This is a genomic window from Psychroserpens damuponensis, assembly GCF_000826655.1.
Lineage (GTDB): Bacteria > Bacteroidota > Bacteroidia > Flavobacteriales > Flavobacteriaceae > Psychroserpens > Psychroserpens damuponensis.
Genome location: NZ_JXJO01000017.1, coordinates 301,121 through 318,251, shown reverse-complemented (window position 1 = coordinate 318,251; position 17,131 = coordinate 301,121). Strand labels below are relative to the sequence as shown.

General features: G+C 32.5%; 18 protein-coding genes. 9 read left to right on the top strand and 9 right to left on the bottom strand.

What is annotated here, in order from left to right; genetic code table 11:
• The first annotated feature begins 47 nt into the window (after positions 1–47).
• Positions 48–437, top strand: a complete 390-nt coding sequence (locus TD29_RS10225) for an HIT family protein (RefSeq protein WP_040280479.1) — start codon at positions 48–50, stop codon at positions 435–437.
• A gap of 15 nt (positions 438–452) precedes the next feature.
• Here the strand turns inward: TD29_RS10225 and TD29_RS10220 are convergent, their stop codons facing one another.
• Positions 453–809, bottom strand: a complete 357-nt coding sequence (locus TD29_RS10220) for a hypothetical protein (protein ID WP_040280477.1) — start codon at positions 807–809, stop codon at positions 453–455.
• Between the two features lie 3 nt (positions 810–812).
• Entirely contained in the window at positions 813–2,018 is a 1,206-nt protein-coding gene (locus TD29_RS10215) for a sensor histidine kinase (RefSeq protein ID WP_040280476.1), read from the bottom strand.
• A 149-nt stretch (positions 2,019–2,167) separates the two neighbouring features.
• Between TD29_RS10215 and TD29_RS10210 the strand changes: the two genes are divergently transcribed.
• From TD29_RS10210 to aat, 3 genes are all read left to right on the top strand, one after another.
• Positions 2,168–3,037: a flavin reductase family protein gene (locus TD29_RS10210; protein ID WP_040280475.1), complete on the top strand. Its 870-nt coding sequence runs from the start codon at positions 2,168–2,170 to the stop codon at positions 3,035–3,037.
• Between the two features lie 40 nt (positions 3,038–3,077).
• Positions 3,078–3,449 (top strand): DUF3127 domain-containing protein, encoded by a 372-nt coding sequence (locus TD29_RS10205; RefSeq protein ID WP_040280473.1) that lies wholly within the window; start codon positions 3,078–3,080, stop codon positions 3,447–3,449.
• 159 nt (positions 3,450–3,608) lie between these two features.
• Positions 3,609–4,235, top strand: a complete 627-nt coding sequence (gene aat / locus TD29_RS10200) for a leucyl/phenylalanyl-tRNA--protein transferase (protein WP_040280472.1) — start codon at positions 3,609–3,611, stop codon at positions 4,233–4,235.
• 211 nt (positions 4,236–4,446) lie between these two features.
• Here the strand turns inward: aat and TD29_RS10195 are convergent, their stop codons facing one another.
• Complete coding sequence (locus TD29_RS10195) at positions 4,447–5,010, bottom strand: DNA-3-methyladenine glycosylase I (protein WP_040280471.1); 564 nt, start codon at positions 5,008–5,010, stop codon at positions 4,447–4,449.
• A 151-nt stretch (positions 5,011–5,161) separates the two neighbouring features.
• Here TD29_RS10195 and TD29_RS10190 point away from each other — a divergent pair, with 151 nt between their 5' ends.
• On the top strand, positions 5,162–5,782 hold the full coding sequence (locus TD29_RS10190) for a thioredoxin family protein (protein ID WP_040280470.1): 621 nt from the start codon (positions 5,162–5,164) through the stop codon (positions 5,780–5,782).
• Between the two features lie 34 nt (positions 5,783–5,816).
• Here the strand turns inward: TD29_RS10190 and TD29_RS17935 are convergent, their stop codons facing one another.
• From TD29_RS17935 to TD29_RS10165, 5 genes are all read right to left on the bottom strand, one after another.
• Positions 5,817–6,566: a hypothetical protein gene (locus tag TD29_RS17935; RefSeq protein WP_052467074.1), complete on the bottom strand. Its 750-nt coding sequence runs from the start codon at positions 6,564–6,566 to the stop codon at positions 5,817–5,819.
• A gap of 67 nt (positions 6,567–6,633) precedes the next feature.
• The gene (locus tag TD29_RS10180) at positions 6,634–7,173 is read right to left on the bottom strand and encodes a hypothetical protein (RefSeq protein WP_040280469.1); all 540 of its coding nucleotides are present in this window, start codon (positions 7,171–7,173) and stop codon (positions 6,634–6,636) included.
• Positions 7,174–7,209: 36 nt separating this feature from the next.
• On the bottom strand, positions 7,210–7,902 hold the full coding sequence (truB, locus tag TD29_RS10175; protein ID WP_040280468.1) for a tRNA pseudouridine(55) synthase TruB: 693 nt from the start codon (positions 7,900–7,902) through the stop codon (positions 7,210–7,212).
• Between the two features lie 4 nt (positions 7,903–7,906).
• Positions 7,907–8,704 carry an undecaprenyl-diphosphate phosphatase gene (locus TD29_RS10170; RefSeq protein ID WP_040280466.1) on the bottom strand — a complete coding sequence of 266 codons (798 nt, stop codon included), beginning with the start codon at positions 8,702–8,704 and terminating at the stop codon, positions 7,907–7,909.
• A gap of 51 nt (positions 8,705–8,755) precedes the next feature.
• The gene (locus TD29_RS10165) at positions 8,756–9,778 is read right to left on the bottom strand and encodes a LacI family DNA-binding transcriptional regulator (RefSeq protein WP_040280464.1); all 1,023 of its coding nucleotides are present in this window, start codon (positions 9,776–9,778) and stop codon (positions 8,756–8,758) included.
• A gap of 121 nt (positions 9,779–9,899) precedes the next feature.
• Here TD29_RS10165 and TD29_RS10160 point away from each other — a divergent pair, with 121 nt between their 5' ends.
• From TD29_RS10160 to TD29_RS10145, 4 genes are all read left to right on the top strand, one after another.
• Positions 9,900–12,494, top strand: a complete 2,595-nt coding sequence (locus TD29_RS10160; RefSeq protein ID WP_040280462.1) for a TonB-dependent receptor — start codon at positions 9,900–9,902, stop codon at positions 12,492–12,494.
• An 80-nt stretch (positions 12,495–12,574) separates the two neighbouring features.
• Positions 12,575–13,888 carry an MGH1-like glycoside hydrolase domain-containing protein gene (locus tag TD29_RS10155; RefSeq protein WP_040280461.1) on the top strand — a complete coding sequence of 438 codons (1,314 nt, stop codon included), beginning with the start codon at positions 12,575–12,577 and terminating at the stop codon, positions 13,886–13,888.
• Between the two features lie 132 nt (positions 13,889–14,020).
• A complete protein-coding gene (locus tag TD29_RS10150; protein WP_040280460.1) occupies positions 14,021–15,727 on the top strand; it encodes a sodium:solute symporter family transporter in 1,707 nt (568 codons plus the stop codon).
• Between the two features lie 11 nt (positions 15,728–15,738).
• Entirely contained in the window at positions 15,739–16,860 is a 1,122-nt protein-coding gene (locus TD29_RS10145; protein ID WP_040280459.1) for a glycerate kinase, read from the top strand.
• A gap of 7 nt (positions 16,861–16,867) precedes the next feature.
• Here TD29_RS10145 and TD29_RS10140 read toward each other — a convergent pair whose 3' ends face one another.
• Complete coding sequence (locus tag TD29_RS10140; RefSeq protein WP_040280457.1) at positions 16,868–17,122, bottom strand: DUF3098 domain-containing protein; 255 nt, start codon at positions 17,120–17,122, stop codon at positions 16,868–16,870.
• Between the last annotated feature and the right edge of the window lie 9 nt (positions 17,123–17,131).

Here is a 17,131-nt window from a genome sequence, read left to right as displayed (position 1 = left end):
TGAATAAGTTTTCGACTGCCTTCAAGGTGACATTTAGAAGAAAAAACATGGCATCCATATTCACAAAAATAATCTCAGGTGAAATACCTTCTTATAAAGTAGCAGAAACCGAAGACTATTTGGCCTTTTTAGATATCAATCCCAATGCCAAAGGTCATACACTTTGTATCCCCAAAAAAGACGTTGATAAAATTTTTGATCTCGATGAACCTACGTATCATGGTTTGATGGAGTTCTCTCGTCAGGTTGCTATTGCGCTAGAAAAAGCGGTACCATGTAATCGTGTTGGAATGACTGTAATTGGATTAGAAGTGCCACATGCTCATGTGCATCTCATCCCATTAAATTCAATGGAAGATGCTCGCTTTATCAATAAAACAAAATTGGAGAAAGAGGAGTTTGAAGAGGTTGCTATTAAAATTGCTTCTTTTTTATAGCTATTAAAATTGGTGTTAAAACTTCAAAACACCAAAAGCAAATAATAAGCCTATAATTAATAAAGCTACTTCAATACTGATAATAATCCAAGCTAGTTTTTTTAGTTTGAGCGATTTAGGTTTTGGGATGGCTGCACGTTTTTGGTAGTCAACAACGCGATCTATTTCATCTGTCCATCGTCCTGGGAAAATATCAGTTTTACAAGTATTGCAGTGCATTTCAATAAAGGTCTCTTTTGTAATGGCTTTGTATAATTTGTTTTCTTTAAACTGTTGTTTAAAGGTGAGTTGTAAACCGTTGTTAGAATAACATTCTGGGCAGTTATTGTTGAGCTGCACTTCTTTTAATGTGAAATATTGGTTTGAAGCCATTGTTTAAGCTATTAATTTCAATGAAATTTGCATGGTTGTGCCTTTTCCAATTTCCGAAGAAAGGACTTTTATTTTTCCGTTGTGGTAATCTTCAATAATGCGTTTTGCTAAGGATAATCCTAATCCCCAACCTCTTTTCTTTGTTGTGTATCCTGGTTGAAATACTGAGTTAAAACTTTGTTTAGAAATTCCTTTACCTGTATCTGAAACAGTAATTTTTACGTGTTTATCATCATTTGTAATCACTAATTTTAAAGAGCCTCGTCCTTTCATGGCATCAATGGCGTTTTTTACTAAGTTTTCTATGGTCCAACTAAATAATTGCTCATTTAAATTTACGTATAATTTTTCTTGAGGTGCAACAATTTCAAAGTCTATTAATTTTGAAGATCGAGATTTTAGATACTCATAAGACTCTATAGTTTCCTGTACAATATCACAACGCTTTAAGGTTGGTAGTGAGCCAATTTTACTAAAACGATCTGTGATGGTTTGGAGTCTTGTGATGTCTTTTTCAATTTCTACCAGATAATCTGGGTTAACGTTTTCACCCCTTAATATTTCTGTCCAACCTACCAAAGACGATAAAGGCGTACCAATTTGATGCGCTGTTTCTTTTGCCATACCTGTCCAGAGTTTATTTTGATCTGCGGTTTTGGTACTTTTATAAAAGAAATAGGCGACTGCTGCAAATAAGAAAATAATGAGTACTAAGGCTAATGGGTAATATTTTAAATTGTTGAGTAGTGGCGAATTTCCGTAGTAAAGTGTTTGACCTAGGTTTTTAAGCATTACGGGTTCATTCTCTACGCTAAATGTGGTGATTAAGTTTTTATAATTATCATAGACATAGGTTGAATCTTTTTTTAGCTCTAATGGGTTAGTACTGTTTCCAAATGGAGTTATATTTCTATGACTTATAATTTTATTATTAGCATCTAAAAGTAATAAAGGTGTCGTTAAAGTTGAATCTGTTACAATATCTTCAGCAACTTTATTAATTACAATATCATCAGAGCCAGCAACAATTTGGTTTACATCATTTGAGAATTCTACATAGGCATTGGTCCATATTTTCATTTTTGCTCTTTCTTCAGATTTGAAGTATTGAAAAAACACGTAGGTATTCCAAAGAATGAGTGAAATAATAATAAAGGAAGCCACGATGACAATCCATCGTGTCATATTACGGTTTACGGTTAATGCCATTAATTGATTTTTTGAGTTTTAAATATAAACGAATTATGTTGATAATATTGTCTTGTTAGTAGGTGAATTCATTTTTATAGCGTTTACAATAGTGTTACCTTTGCATTTCAATATCTTGAAACGGTAGTATTTAACCATTAATCAAACACATGGCTTCATTTAATCCAAAAGACATTTCTACAGGTAAATTGCATGGCTACTTGCTAAGTGCTGTGGCTCCAAGACCAATAGCTTTTGCGAGTACTATGGATGCTGATGGAAACCCTAACTTATCACCTTTTAGTTTTTTTAATGTGTTTAGTGCAAATCCGCCAATATTAATATTTTCTCCAGCACGTCGTGTAAGAGATAATACTACCAAACATACATTAGAAAATGTTGAGGCTACAAAAGAAGTCGTAATAAATGTTGTTAATTATGATATTGTACAGCAAATGTCATTGAGTAGTACAGAGTATGCTCAAGGCGTCAATGAGTTTGATAAAACAGGGTTAACAATGTTATCTTCGGAAATTGTAAAACCGCATAGAGTTGCAGAATCTCCAATACAATTAGAATGTAAAGTTAACGAGATTGTTCATTTAGGAACTGAAGGTGGTGCAGGAAACCTAGTTATTTGTGAAGTTGTAAAATTACACATTGCAGATGAGGTTTTAGATGATAATGGAGTTATTGATCAAAACAAATTAGATTTGGTTGCAAGAGCAGGTGGAAGTTATTACAGTAGAGCAAATAAAGGCTTTTTTGAAATCCCTAAGCCATTATCTAAATTGGGTATTGGCGTTGATAATATGCCTCACGAAGTTAAAAACAGTATGGTTTTAACAGGTAATGATTTAGGTATGTTAGGTAATGTTGAAGCTTTACCAAATCAAATTGACATTGATGACTTTATAAAAAATGTGAGTGAGCGTTATCCTAATATTAGAGAAAAATCGCATCACGAAAAGCATAAAATTGCCAGAAATTATTTGAGTTATGGTGATGTAGATAGTGCATGGAAATTGCTCTTATCGTAGAAAAGAATAGAATTAAATATTAAATATAAGTAATACAACAATGGAAGTACAAGGAAAAATCAAGATGATTGGAGAAACTCAAACATTTGGAAGTAATGGGTTTAGAAAGAGAGAATTAGTAGTCACTACAGAAGAGCAGTATCCACAACATATTTTAGTAGAGTTTGTTCAAGATAAAACAGATTTGTTAAACAACTACCAAGTTGGTCAACCAGTAAAAGTAAATATCAACCTTAGAGGAAGAGAATGGGTTAATCCACAAGGAGAAACTAAATATTTTAATTCTGTACAAGGCTGGAGAATAGAAGGAGCTCAACCAGCAGGAAATAATGCGCCTCCTGTTGCACCAACTGAAGCTTTTGAACCAGCAACAAATTTAAAAGAAGAAGATCACGACGATTTACCATTTTAAAGTCCTGTGATTTGTCACTATGATAACGCTTAATGCTATCAATTTTAGTGCTCTAAATAAAACAATAACAGAAGCCTCAATTTTTATTGAGGCTTCTGTATATAATACTTGTTGTAATAATTTTTTTTAATGCTGTGAGCGTCTTTTTAACCAGTACTTATGCACATTCTAAATAAGGATATCGTATTTCCAGATGTGAGCTTAGCTTCCAAAGAGGGAATTCTAGCTATAGGTGGTGATTTATCTTCAAAACGCTTGTTATTAGCATACAAAAGCGGAATTTTCCCATGGTTTGATGATGAAGAACCATTAATTTGGTGGTCGCCAGATCCTCGATTTGTCCTATTTCCGGAGCAATTAAAAGTTTCAAAAAGTATGAAACAAGTGCTTAGAAATAGTGATTTTGAAATTACCGTAAATAAAGATTTTGAAGCTGTAATTAAGCACTGTTCAACTATTAAAAGAAACGGACAAAAAGGTACTTGGATTACTGAAAACATGACAAATGCCTACATACAATTACATGAGTTGGGATACGCAACATCTGTTGAGGTTTGGTTAAATGACAAACTTGTTGGTGGCTTGTATGGTGTTGATGTAAATAATGGTGTGTTTTGTGGAGAAAGTATGTTTAGTTTAGTAAGTAATGCTAGTAAAGTAGCATTCATTACATTTATTCAAAACACCAATTATAAGCTTATTGATTGTCAAGTGTATACCAACCATCTCGAAAGTTTAGGTGCAAGAGATATATCTAGAGATGAGTTTTTAACTTATATAAATTAAAAGTATAAACTATTAATTTCCTACCTTTTTTCAATGCAAGGTGGTTTGATTTTTTAAAACAGACATCTAAAACAGAAGGATATAAATAAAAAGCACATTTTTACAACGAGCTTTTCTTCGCTTTTTTCTATGAAAGCCAATTTACTCCTTTTTTAAAGGAAGATTACTAATGGAGTTAGAATAATTTAGAGGTGTTTTTTTAATAATAACATTAAACTTCATCATACCTAAAACAGTTAATCTCATGATCGTTAACCATTCCTGTGGCTTGCATGTGGGCATAGACAACGGTAGAGCCTACAAATTTAAATCCGCGTTTTTTTAAATCTTTACTCAATACATCACTCAAAGGTGTGTTACCAGGTGCATCCCTATAGTTTTTTACACTATTTTTTATTGGGTGTCCATCAACAAAACTCCAAATGTATTTTGAAAACGAGCCAAACTCTTTTTGAATGTCTATAAAAGCAAGGGCATTTGTAATAGTTGCCTTAACTTTTAGTTTATTTCTAATAATACCTTTGTTTTGTAGCAGCTCATCTATCTTTTCTTGATTGTAAGTTGCAATTTTTTTATAATCAAAATTATCAAAGGCTTTTCTAAAGTTGTCACGTTTTTTTAAAACGGTAATCCAACTTAAACCAGCCTGAAAGGTTTCTAGTATAAGAAATTCAAACAAAGTATCATCATCACGAACAGGAACTCCCCATTCTTCATCATGATATGCTTCATAAAGTTCATTGCCTGTGCACCATCCACATCTATGCTTTTCCATAATAACTTTAGTTTAAAACTAACTGAATTTAAAAATAGTAAGTTTCTAGTTAATTTTTCGTCTTAGAATGAGAAATTAATTTAAGTCATCATTCTATGATTAAAGTCATTTTCATTATTGAAGATTAATCTTAAATTGCAAATCTAATACTATGAATACAGTGGAACATACATCAGTAAATAATATCATAACAAATAGCTTAAAACAAGCAATTAATTATCAAGACTATCGTGCTTTAGTACAGCAGCTTGTGCTTGAAGAGTCTTCAACAGGAAACGATAAAACCGAAGCTTTAGCAAATTATACCATGCTTAACGACAGGAGAATGAAACGTTGGGATAAGACGCTTAAAGTTTCCGAAGAGACTAAAGAAAAAGCATTCAATTTTAAAGGAGATGTAACTTGGTTAGTCATTACCGAAAGTTGGTGTGGAGATGCAGCTCATGTTATTCCTGCTTTAAACAAAATTGCCGAACTCTCACCAAACATAGATTTAAAATTAGTATTTAGAGATGAAAATGAGGCTTTAATGGATCAATTTTTAACCAATGGTGGTAGAGCAATAGCTAAATTAATTATGATTGATAATACCACTGGTAATGTATTGGCTAGCTATGGTCCAAGACCAACTGAAGCTACAAAAATGGTGAACGATTATAAAGCTGCTCACGGACAATTAACACCAGAGTTTAAAGAAGACTTACAAGGTTGGTATAACAAAAATAAAGGTCAAAATGTGATGCAAGATGTTATAAGTTTATTGGACCTCTAGATGTAGGTCGTAAAACGTGAAAATCAAATCAAACTTATTTTTCTTTAAAATAATAGGTAATAGATCCAATTTGACTTTTGCGCTCAGCATCACTAAAAATAGCATTGTTTGCATAAGTTAAAGCAGCATCAATTAAGCATTGGTTTTTGCTAGAAGAAGATGAATTTATATAAGTATCAATAACTTGACCTTGAGCATTAACGGTAATATTAACTACAATTTTACCACCAGTTTCGCACAAATATACAGGAGGCGGTAACTTTACTTTTTGTCTGTTTTTTAAAGAAAAAGCCACGCTACTATTAGCATTACTCATGCTCGTTTTTTTAGAATCTTTTGGTGCGTGCATGGCAAGAACATCATTTGCTTTATTAAAGCGTTGTCGTTCCTTGTCATTAAGAGCGTATTGTTGAGACGTTTTATTAGAGGAGTTAGACGTTAAAATATCTTCAGGGTTTTGAGAGCTGTTTTCATTTAAATTATCGTCTTGAGTTTGCTCTTTATGGGTTGGTGCGTTATGCATTGTTTTGAAGTTTCGCATCATTTCTTTAAACGCTTCGTCTTCGTTAAACGCTTCATTAGTATTAGCTTGTTTGCTATTTTCAAGGTCACTAAGTTCTTCTAATTCTTTTAATTCTTCTTCGGTTTGAGGCTCAATTTCGTAATAACTTTCTGTAATTAATTCTGAATGCTGAGTTAAGTTAAAACTAAACATACCAATAATAAGCGTACCTGTAATTAAGGACGTAAAAAGGAGTGCTTTATGTTTTTCAACAAAGTTCAAGTAGGCGAATTTATATTAAAGTAAGTTTGATGTGATAAACTATATACGTTCAATATACTAAATTGGATTAAAAAAACATAAACTCTAAAAAAATAGCAAAGCTAGAAAGTTTATCATTTTGCCTATAACCAAACCGTTTTCGGCTAAAATCGAATCCTATTAAACAAGAGCTTTTAAAGTCATCATCATAGATGCGATAACCAACTCCAGCTTTATATAAAGTCCCGTTTTCAAAAGATTTTCCTAGATCTAATAGTTTGCCGTAGCCACCACGAATAAATACTTGGTCGTCAAAATCTAAAATATTATATGTAAAATCTAAATAGGCAGGAAAAAAGTTTAAGTTTTGATCTAAATAGTGATCATACTCTAAGTTGAGACCAATACTTGATCTAGAATCAAATTGATAACCAATTGTATTGTTGATAAAAATGCCGTTGAGATTTATAAAAGTATCACCATAATCGTTGGCAATTGTATAATCTTCATTGGTTGTTAATGTCGCAGATACAGCTATTTTATAAAAAAGACCGTTAATTTTGTCTTCAGATTGAGCAGAAAGTGTTACAAAAAACAATAGCACGAGACAAGTTAGAAAAGACTTCATAAGTGATGCGTTTAGAAGCAAAACAAGCATCAAGAACTATTCCGAAGAAAGCGAACTAATAAAATCTTCTGGAGACACTGCATTTGCAACATCATAGTCTCCAATTTTTGTACGACGAAGTACAGAAAGATGTGCGCCAGAGTTGAGGGCTTTTCCAAAATCATGAGCCAACGACCTAATGTAAGTCCCTTTGCTACAAACCACTCTAAAATCAATATTTAAGCCATCAATTTTGGTGATTTCAAAAGTAGAAATGCGCACTTGTCTAGATTTAATTTCAACCTCTTCTCCTGCGCGAGCGTACTCGTACAAACGTTTTCCGTCTTTTTTTAATGCCGAAAACACTGGTGGAAATTGATCAATCTCTCCAATAAATGATTGAGTAGCATTATGAATATTCTCTTCGGAAATGTGCTCAGTAGGAAACCTTTGGTCTATTTCAGATTCTAAATCGTAAGAAGGTGTTGTACTTCCTAAAACGAATGTACCTGTATATTCTTTATCCTGACCTTGAAATGTATTGATTTGCTTGGTCATTTTACCAGTGCATATAATCAATAATCCTGTGGCTAAAGGATCTAGCGTGCCAGCATGACCAACCTTTATTTTTTTGATGTTATAGGCTTGTCTAATTTCCCAACGTAGTTTGTTGACAGCCTGAAAGGATGTCCAAGTTAAGGGCTTGTCTATAAGTAAAACTTGACCAGCTTGAAAGTCTTCTGCAGTCATAAGGTTATCGGTTTAAAAGCGCAAAGATTATGGCAATAACACCAACAACAACGCAGTATATAGCAAAATATGAAAGCTTACTCTTTTTCACTAATGCAATCATCCATGTACATGCAAATAAACCTGCAACAAATGCTGCAATAAAACCAGCACCAAGACTTGTGAAGTTGGCACTTTCATATGATATTTCTCCACTTAAAATATCTTTAGCGATCTTTCCGAAAATTAAGGGTACAACCATTAAAAATGAAAAGCGAGCGGCTTTAGTTTTATCATTTCCTAATAACACAGAAGTAGAAATTGTTGCTCCAGAACGAGAAATTCCAGGAAGCATTGCAATCGCTTGAGAAATTCCAATCACAAATGCATTTGAGAATGTTACTTTTTTATTGGTGTCTTTTGCTCTATCTGCTAAAAATAATAAAGCTGCAGTCACTAAAAGCATGCAACCTACAAGTAGAATATTACCACCAAATAATTGCTCTAATTGCTCTTCAAAAAAGAGACCAACAATAACAGCAGGAATCATAGATAATGCAATTTTAGATACAAATTGTAAATCGTCGTTCCATTCTAATTTTAAAATTCCTTTAATGATGTCAAGAATATCTTTTCTAAAAATAACAATGGTACTTAAAGCTGTAGCGAAGTGAAGTACAACGGTAAATAAAAGACTTTCTTTGGGTAAGGATTCGTCACCTAAAATAGCTTTTCCTAATTCTAAATGACCACTTGATGATACAGGTAAAAACTCAGTTAGACCTTGTATAATTCCTAATATAATTGAATCGATGATATCCATGGAGCAAAAATATCAAAATTACAGTTATAAAGTCTTTTAAAAGAGACAGATTTAATTCGAAAAAGTAGAATCTCTAATAATTAAGGTGCTTTTGATTTCTACTGTTTTGATACCATTAAATTCACTAGGATTATCAATTTCTTCAATAAGATATTTAATGGCAGTAGCTCCTATTCGTTCACCAGGTTGGTCTATTGTGGTAAGCATTGGTTCAATAATCGTTGAATGTATTGAATTGCTAAAGCCAATAACTGCGATGTCTTCTGGGATTTTAATTTTGAATTTTTTCAATGTTTGTACAACTCCAATTGCAGCGCTATCTGTTATTGCAAATATTGCATCAGGTCTATTTTTTAAGCTCAATAATATATTTGTCATACGTCTGCCTTGTTTTAATGTGATATCTTCTACACTTAAAACTATTTTTTCGTCAAAAGTGATATTGTGCTCTTTTAGCGCTCTTAAATAGCCAGCGTATCTTTTTTCTGAATTGTAGGAAAGTTCGGTTTCTTTGATTATGGCTATTCTTTTTTTTCCAATATTTATGAGGTGTTCAATAGCATCAAAAGCAGCTTCCTCCTCATTAATAACAATTTGTGTACAAGGAATTTTACTAGACACTTTATCAAATAAAATCATAGGCACAGTATTCATTGTTTTAATAATATTCTCTATGTTTTTTGTTCTTTTTGTGAGTGACATTAAGATGCCGTCTACTCCAAATTGCACCATAGTTTTGAGCATTTCCGTTTGTTTAATAATATCATTATCAGATTCTGAAATAATAATCCTATAACCTTTTGTGGCTGCTTCATCCAAAATACCTTTAAGTATTGTAGATGTGAAATAATGAGTAATACTGGGAACAATCACACCAATAATATTAGATTTATGAGATCTGAAACCTTTTGCGAAGATATTTGGTACATAACTGAGTTCGTTTGCTAAACGTTCTACTTTGTTCTTCGTTGATTCACTAATGTCAGGATGACCATTTAATGCTCTTGATACTGTTGAAATCGATAAATTAAGTTGTTGAGCAATCTCTTTAAGGGTGGTTATTTTCTTTTTCACAGTATTTTTTTAAAATGCAAACGTTTTCGCAAACGTTTGCATAATTATTTATTAATATTTGAGATATAAATTTAACAAAATGATAATAAGTTTATACAAATATTAACTAATTAACAATCCAATGAAGAGAATTTTACTAATGTTTGCATTTTTTACAGGCACTATCGCTGTTTTTTCGCAAACCGAAATTAAAGGAAAAGTAACTGATGATTCTGGAGTTCCTATTATAGGTGCTAATATAATTATCAAAGAAAGTACATCTGGAACAAATTCAGATTTTGATGGAAACTATAGTTTTTCTACAACTTTAACTGGCAGTCATGTAGTTCAAGTTTCTTATTTAGGTTATTTAACCTTTGAACAACAAATTACTTTAGAAGGAGCAGTGCTAACATTAAACTTCACCTTAGAAGAAGGAGGAAGTGCTTTAGATGCTGTAGTATTAACCGCAACATCAACAAAAAGATCCCAAAAGGAAACACCTATGTCAATTACCTCTATTGGAGCTAAACAATTAGCTTCGGTTAATACAAGTAGTCAGGCTGATGTGTTAAGAAGTATTCCTGGAATTACGGCCGAAGGTGGTGGTGGAGAAGTGGCTTCAAATATATTTGTAAGAGGTTTGCCTTCAGGCGGACAATATCAATTTAATCCCTTACAAATTGATGGCATGCCAGTGCTTAGTACGTTTGGACTCAATTCTTCTGCTCATGATGTTTATTTTAGAAATGACATAGGAATGAGAAGTTTAGAATTTGTTCGAGGAGGTTCTTCTATTCTTTATGGTGTAGGTTCTGTTGCTGGAATAATTAATTATACTAGTGTGACTGGTTCTCAACAATCAAAAACAACAATCAAAACTGAAGTAGCTTCAAATTCTAGATACAAAGCAGATTTTGTTACTAGTGGTCCATTAGGAGGAGAAAATTCTAATACGTTTTATGCATTATCTGGATTTTATAGATATGATGAAGGACCTATAAAAACAGGTTTGCCAACTGAAGGTTTTCAACTACGAGGAAATATAAAACATGTAACCGATAAAGGATCAATCACATTCTCAGGACAATGGATTGATGATACAGTACAATTCTTTTTGCCATATCCTTTAGAAGGCGGATCTCGAAAACGTCCTACAGGTAATGACGGAGAAGAGATATTTACATTGCAAACTGCTGCAGCTTCTGATATTTCTTATGCCACACCAGATGGTATTTATAATTCACCTATTGAAGATGGAGTTGCCACTTTAGGTGGATATCTTTTGACAAACTTTAAGCATCGCTTTTCCGAAGATTTAAAATTAGATGCAAAATTTAGATATTCTAAATATAAACATCAATTTAATCTTTTTCTTGATGGAAGTGGAGTAAGTGGAGCTAAAGCAGTAGAAACACAACAAGAGTTTTTAGAAGCAAGAGGGTTAACTTCTGGAGAATTTACATACTTAAATGGACAGCCTTTGGCTTCAGACGCCTTGCTGTTTGAAAACAGAATATTAGATCGGAGTAGACCGTTACAAGAGTTAATGGCAGATATAAAGTTTACTAAAACCGCTGGAAATCACAATATCACTTTTGGAACCTTCATGTCTAGATCTGAAGGAGGTGATTTTAATGTCATTACTAATTATCTTGGTGAATATAATGATAGACCAGAGTTAATAAATGTTTCTGGATATACCGTAAATGGTGTTACTAATAGAGGTACGTCATATACAAATAGAAATATTTCGAGTAATAAAATTGCTGTTTTTGTAGCAGATGAATTAAAGCTTGATCGATGGAATTTGGATTTTGGTGTAAGATATGAAAGGGCTTCGGGAGATATTGAAGTAGAAGGAGTGCAATCTTATGTGGTTGATAATACAGGTATAGCAAATTTAGACAATGTAACTTGGGGTAATGGAAGTTATACAAGAGGTCATGTGTCTGCAGATGATTTTGCAGTTGTTGTTGCTGGATTGTACAAAATTAATGATGACTTAAGTGCTTATGGTAACTTCTCAAGAGGTTACTTTTTTCCTGAGCTTAGAGGTACACAATTTGATGATTTAGGCAACCCTTCTTCATATGATACTGAAAAAATACTACAAGGTGAGTTAGGTGTAAAATATGCTAAAAATTCGTTTTCAGGTACAGCTGCGCTTTATTCCGTAGGACTTAAAGATAGACGCTCAATTAGTTTTGTTAATGCACCTGGAGGTGGGTTTGTCGAAGAAGTAGATACACAAGACACTAGTACATTTGGATTTGAAGGAACTTGGAACTGGGAATTTTCAGATAATTTTAATTTTGGAGGTTCACTTACTTATCAAGATCACGAAATTTCAAAATCTGAAGCTGATCCAGAACTAGAAGGCAACGAGTTACGAAGACAACCAAATTTACTAACAACACTCTCTTTAGATTATGTGTCCTCTAAATTTGACGCTGGTGTGGTTTATAACTATACAGGTAAAAAGTTTGCTAATGACGCAAATACTATAGAATTAGATGCTATTGGATTAGCAAACTTAAATCTAGGGTATACGTTTTCTCTAAGCGAAGATGATGAAACATTGCGTTTAGGAGCCCAAGTATTTAACCTGTTTAATTCTGAGGGTGTTACCGAAGGATCACCAAGATTAGGTAATAATCAAACAGAAGAAGAATTTTTCGTAGGAAGACCAGTACTTCCAACAAGAGTTTTCTTGAATGCAACATTTAATTTTTAAGTTTTAATTTGATTTAGTTTCACTAGAATGCATTGATATCATCAATAGATATCAATGTATTTCTTATTTATTTTTCCTCAATGAAAAAAACATTACAACAAAAAGCAGAACATATTCTAAACTCAAACTTCAAATCTGAAGGAGAGTTTACCATTCCTTGTGAAAATTTATATCCTTTTCAATGGTTTTGGGATTCAGGTCTTATTGCTATTGGCTTTGCGCATTATGACATGCAAAAGGCTGAAATGGAAATAAAAACCTTACTTAAATCACAATGGGGAAATGGGTTTATACCACATATTATTTTTCATACTGAAACTGATAGTTATTTTCCTGGAGCAAACTTTCATCGCTCAGATTTACATCCAGAGTCAAACCCTAAGTTTAAATCAACAGGAATGACTCAACCTCCAGTGACTGGTTTTGTGTTAAAAGAATTGTATAGAATAAGTCAGGATAAAACAGCAACATTAGAATTTATTGAAACACAAATTGACAAAGTTTATAATAATCATAAGTATTTTTACGACAACAGAGATCCACAAAATGAAGGCTTAGTTTATATCTATCATAATTGGGAATCAGGAACAGATAATTCGCCTATTTGGGATGATATTTGGGAAACTATGAATCCGCCAGAGTATGATTTTGAAAGACGTGACACTACACATGTTGATCCTGAAGAACGACCAAGTAAGAGAGAATATGATCATTATTTACATATTATAGAAATTGCTAAAGCAAATAATTATGATGATGAAAAAATAGCAGAGTTATCTCCTTTTTTAGTACAAGATCCTCTTTTTAATGCCATGTTGATTAAATCTAACGAAGCTTTAATTGAGTTGTATGAGCTTATTGGTGGCAATGAAAATAAAATTAAACAATTAAAAAAATGGCAACAAAAAAGTATTACTTCGTTTAATGATAAATTATTTGATGAAGAATTAGGGGCTTATGTTCATTATGATTTAAGAAATGAAAGGCCTTTAAGATATGTGTCATCATCATCATTTGCTCCATTATTTGCAAACATTCCAGATCCCGAAAAAGCAGAAATAATGGTTAATGTAATGATGGAAAAATTTGGTAATGAAAATCAATATTTATGCGCTTCCTTTGATCCTACTAGTGATCGATTTAATCCAAAAAAATATTGGAGAGGTCCTGTTTGGATTAACCTCAATTGGATGTTATATAATGGGTTAAAACAGTATGGATTTGATACGATTGCTCAGCGAGTTAAAGAAGATACTGTCACTATGATTGAAAACAATGGATTTTATGAGTATTTTGATTCTAGAAAAGAAATGCATCATAACAATGATGCTGGTTATGGAGGGAATAATTTTTCATGGACAGCAGCTTTGTTAATAGATTTATTAAATGATTAACGTAAAACTAAATGAGTAATGTTTTTCTAAGGAATTAGATATAGCTTATTTGTTAGATTTAAAGCTAAATTAAAACCTACATCATTAGTAAGTACAATGATTTCACTAACCTAGAATTAAACGATAATTAATATGAATTGGCTAGACTATACAATAATTGGTGTTTACCTCATTGGTTTTATGGCCATGGGTTATTTCTTTAAAGAAAATAAAAATTCAAAAGATTATTTTTTAGGTGGAAAAAGTCTAGGTTGGTTTCCGTTGAGTTTATCAACTATGGCAACTCAATTATCTGCCATAAGTTTTATTTCGGCTCCAGCATTTGTTGGTTTAAAGGCTAATGGAGGCATGAAATGGCTAACATTTGAATTTGGCGTGCCTCTAGCAATGATTGGTATTATGTTTTTCATAATACCACCTTTATATAAATCGGGTATTGTGAGTATTTACGAATATTTAGAACGTCGTTTTTCGCCTTCAACTCGAAAGTTAATTAGTGTTGTTTTTCAAATTAGTAGAGCATTAGGTACAGGAGTTATGGTGTTTACAATGGCACTAATTATTCAAGCTGTGGCAGGTATAAGTTTTCATTGGACGCTACTCATTATAAGCGTGGTAACACTCGTTTATTCTTATCAAGGTGGCATGAAAGCTGTTGTTTGGGGAGATGCTATTCAAATGATAATTTTATTTTTTGGGCTCATCATATGTTTAGTTGTAGGCTATTCTTTAATGAAAGATACTGGAACTTTTACTGGTTTTGATGCAGAGCGACTTCAGGTTATAGATGTTTCCAATCTTGGTTTTTTTAATGGAGAAGAGTATGGGTTTTGGCCAATGCTTTTAGGTGGCTTATTCTTGTATTTATCATATTATGGAACAGATCAAACTCAAGCTCAACGTTTATTGTCGGCAAAAAATGAAGGCACAATAAAAAAGTTATTAATGGCTAATGGCTTATTGCGTTTTCCTGTGGTTTTTGTGTATTGTATTATGGGATTGGTCATAGGCTATTTAGTGACTAATATTCCTGAGTTTTATGAAAGTATTAAAGAAACCACTCGAATACATTATCCGGTCGAGTATGCAAAGTCTGGTATTAAACCCGATTTAATGATGCCTGTTTTTATTACTAATTATTTACCCAACGGACTTATAGGTATTTTAATGGTTGGAATCATGTCTGCAGCAATGTCTTCTCTTAGTTCAACAATCAATTCATTAAGTGCTGTTACTATAGAAGACTTTTTTAATAGTGGTGAAAAGAAACTGTCTGAAAAGAAATATATGTTCTTGTCTAAAGGCCTCGTTATATTTTGGGGAACGGTTTGTATTTTGGCTGCTTATCTTTTTGGGAATAGTGAAAGTACAGTGATAGAATTGATTAATGCGATTTCTTCACTATTTTACGGACCAATATTAGCGGCCTTTGTGATTGCTATATTTTTTAAGAATGTCAATCATGTAGGTATGAATTCAGCCATAATAACTGCTGTAGCTGTAAACCTCATATTTAAGTATTTGCCAGAATTGGTTTACTTTTTTAGTCAAGGTCATTTTTATTCTGGTGATGTTTCAATTCATAATGCTTTAGCAGAAATTGGAATTCATAATATTCTAGATCTATTCTGGATTTGGTATAATTTAACTGGTTTTATCATTGCAGTTATGGTGGCAGTTATAGTGAGTAAATTGACCTCTAAAACTCCAGCTAAACAACTAGAAGTGAGTTATACGTTTAATAAAAAAGATTTACTACAAAAAGAGAGTGTGATATTAATCTCATTTTTTATCTTAATTCTTTTAGTGAGTTATGTATTGCCTAGTATATTAAATTAATTCTCATTTCAATGAAAATAGTTCTTGCTCCAGATAAGTTTAAAAATTCTCTAACAGGAATGGAGTTTTGTGATGCAGTTGAAGAAGGTTTTAAAGCCGAGCATAGAAACGTTGATATGGTGAAATTACCACTAGCAGATGGTGGAGATGGTACTATTGAAGTTGTGAATTATTATCTCCAAGGTAACGTCATTAAAATTGAAGTTAATAATCCTTTTTTTAAACCTGTAGTAGCATCGTATTTATATTCTGAAATATCTAAAATTGCATTTATAGAAATGGCAGAAGCATCTGGAGTTAAACTCTTACAGAAAGCACAGTTTGATTGTGTTCATGCAACCACATTAGGTACAGGTGAAATGATTGTAGATGCTTTAAATAAAGGTGCTAAAACAATTATTCTAGGTATTGGTGGTAGTGCAACTAATGACTGTGGAATAGGTATGGCTACTGCATTAGGCTATAAATTTTTAGATGATGAAGGACATGAGGTGAAACCTATAGGTAGAAATTTATCAATAATAACCACCATTGATGATAGTAAAGTGAACCAAAAACTCAAAGGTGTTAGCTTTAATATTGCCTGTGATGTTTCAAACCCTTTGTATGGTAGCGAAGGAGCGGCTTATGTTTATGCTCAACAAAAAGGAGCATCAATTGAAGATATAGCGTTTTTAGACCAAGGGTTAAAGGATTTTTCAAAAGTGCTGTCTAAAAAATTTAGTATTGATCCACAAACAATTAAAGGTGCTGGAGCAGCAGGTGGAATGGGAATAGCTTCAAAACTGTTTTTAAGTGGCCTATTAAAACCAGGAATTGAACTTATAAAATCTCTCGCAAATTTTGATTCTAAAATTGAAAACGCAGATTGGATAATCACAGGTGAAGGTAGCCTTGATGAACAAACATTTTCAGGAAAAACTATAAATGGAGTATTAACTTCAGCTAAAGAAAAACAAATTAAAGTAGCTGCTCTTTGCGGTACATCAGAATTATCTAATAAGAGTGCAAAAGCAAGTGGAATTGATTACGTAGATACCGTAATGAATTATTCAAAAGGTATGGACGATGCTATGAAAAATAGTACATACTACGTAAAAATGATGGCAAAAAAGTTCGCTAAAGAACTCTAAGTAGAAGCTATTTCTTATTAGGATTTAATAAAATAGCATAAACCTGAATCCCAAAACCTAATAATACCAAAGTAGGAGCAAGTCTAATACGAGTCCAACTAAATATAGAAGGATCAAATACATTAGGGTCATCGCTTCCGCCTCCAGACATAAAAATAAAACCAAGAACGATTGATGCTAAACCTATAAGCATAAACTTATAATTCTTTTTTCCGAAGATAAACTCGTTTTTAGAGGTGTCTTTACGTTTCTGTTCTCCCATGATAATATA

Bases quoted from the DNA above. Each gene is read 5' to 3' on its own strand.
- TD29_RS10225 (WP_040280479.1), top strand. From the start codon at position 48: ATGGCATCCATATTCACAAAAATAATCTCAGGTGAAATACCTTCTTAT.
- TD29_RS10220 (WP_040280477.1), bottom strand. From the start codon at position 809: ATGGCTTCAAACCAATATTTCACATTAAAAGAAGTGCAGCTCAACAAT.
- TD29_RS10215 (WP_040280476.1), bottom strand. From the start codon at position 2,018: ATGGCATTAACCGTAAACCGTAATATGACACGATGGATTGTCATCGTG.
- TD29_RS10210 (WP_040280475.1), top strand. From the start codon at position 2,168: ATGGCTTCATTTAATCCAAAAGACATTTCTACAGGTAAATTGCATGGC.
- TD29_RS10205 (WP_040280473.1), top strand. From the start codon at position 3,078: ATGGAAGTACAAGGAAAAATCAAGATGATTGGAGAAACTCAAACATTT.
- aat (WP_040280472.1), top strand. From the start codon at position 3,609: ATGCACATTCTAAATAAGGATATCGTATTTCCAGATGTGAGCTTAGCT.
- TD29_RS10195 (WP_040280471.1), bottom strand. From the start codon at position 5,010: ATGGAAAAGCATAGATGTGGATGGTGCACAGGCAATGAACTTTATGAA.
- TD29_RS10190 (WP_040280470.1), top strand. From the start codon at position 5,162: ATGAATACAGTGGAACATACATCAGTAAATAATATCATAACAAATAGC.
- TD29_RS10180 (WP_040280469.1), bottom strand. From the start codon at position 7,173: ATGAAGTCTTTTCTAACTTGTCTCGTGCTATTGTTTTTTGTAACACTT.
- truB (WP_040280468.1), bottom strand. From the start codon at position 7,902: ATGACTGCAGAAGACTTTCAAGCTGGTCAAGTTTTACTTATAGACAAG.
- TD29_RS10170 (WP_040280466.1), bottom strand. From the start codon at position 8,704: ATGGATATCATCGATTCAATTATATTAGGAATTATACAAGGTCTAACT.
- TD29_RS10160 (WP_040280462.1), top strand. From the start codon at position 9,900: ATGAAGAGAATTTTACTAATGTTTGCATTTTTTACAGGCACTATCGCT.
- TD29_RS10155 (WP_040280461.1), top strand. From the start codon at position 12,575: ATGAAAAAAACATTACAACAAAAAGCAGAACATATTCTAAACTCAAAC.
- TD29_RS10150 (WP_040280460.1), top strand. From the start codon at position 14,021: ATGAATTGGCTAGACTATACAATAATTGGTGTTTACCTCATTGGTTTT.
- TD29_RS10145 (WP_040280459.1), top strand. From the start codon at position 15,739: ATGAAAATAGTTCTTGCTCCAGATAAGTTTAAAAATTCTCTAACAGGA.
- TD29_RS10140 (WP_040280457.1), bottom strand. From the start codon at position 17,122: ATGGGAGAACAGAAACGTAAAGACACCTCTAAAAACGAGTTTATCTTC.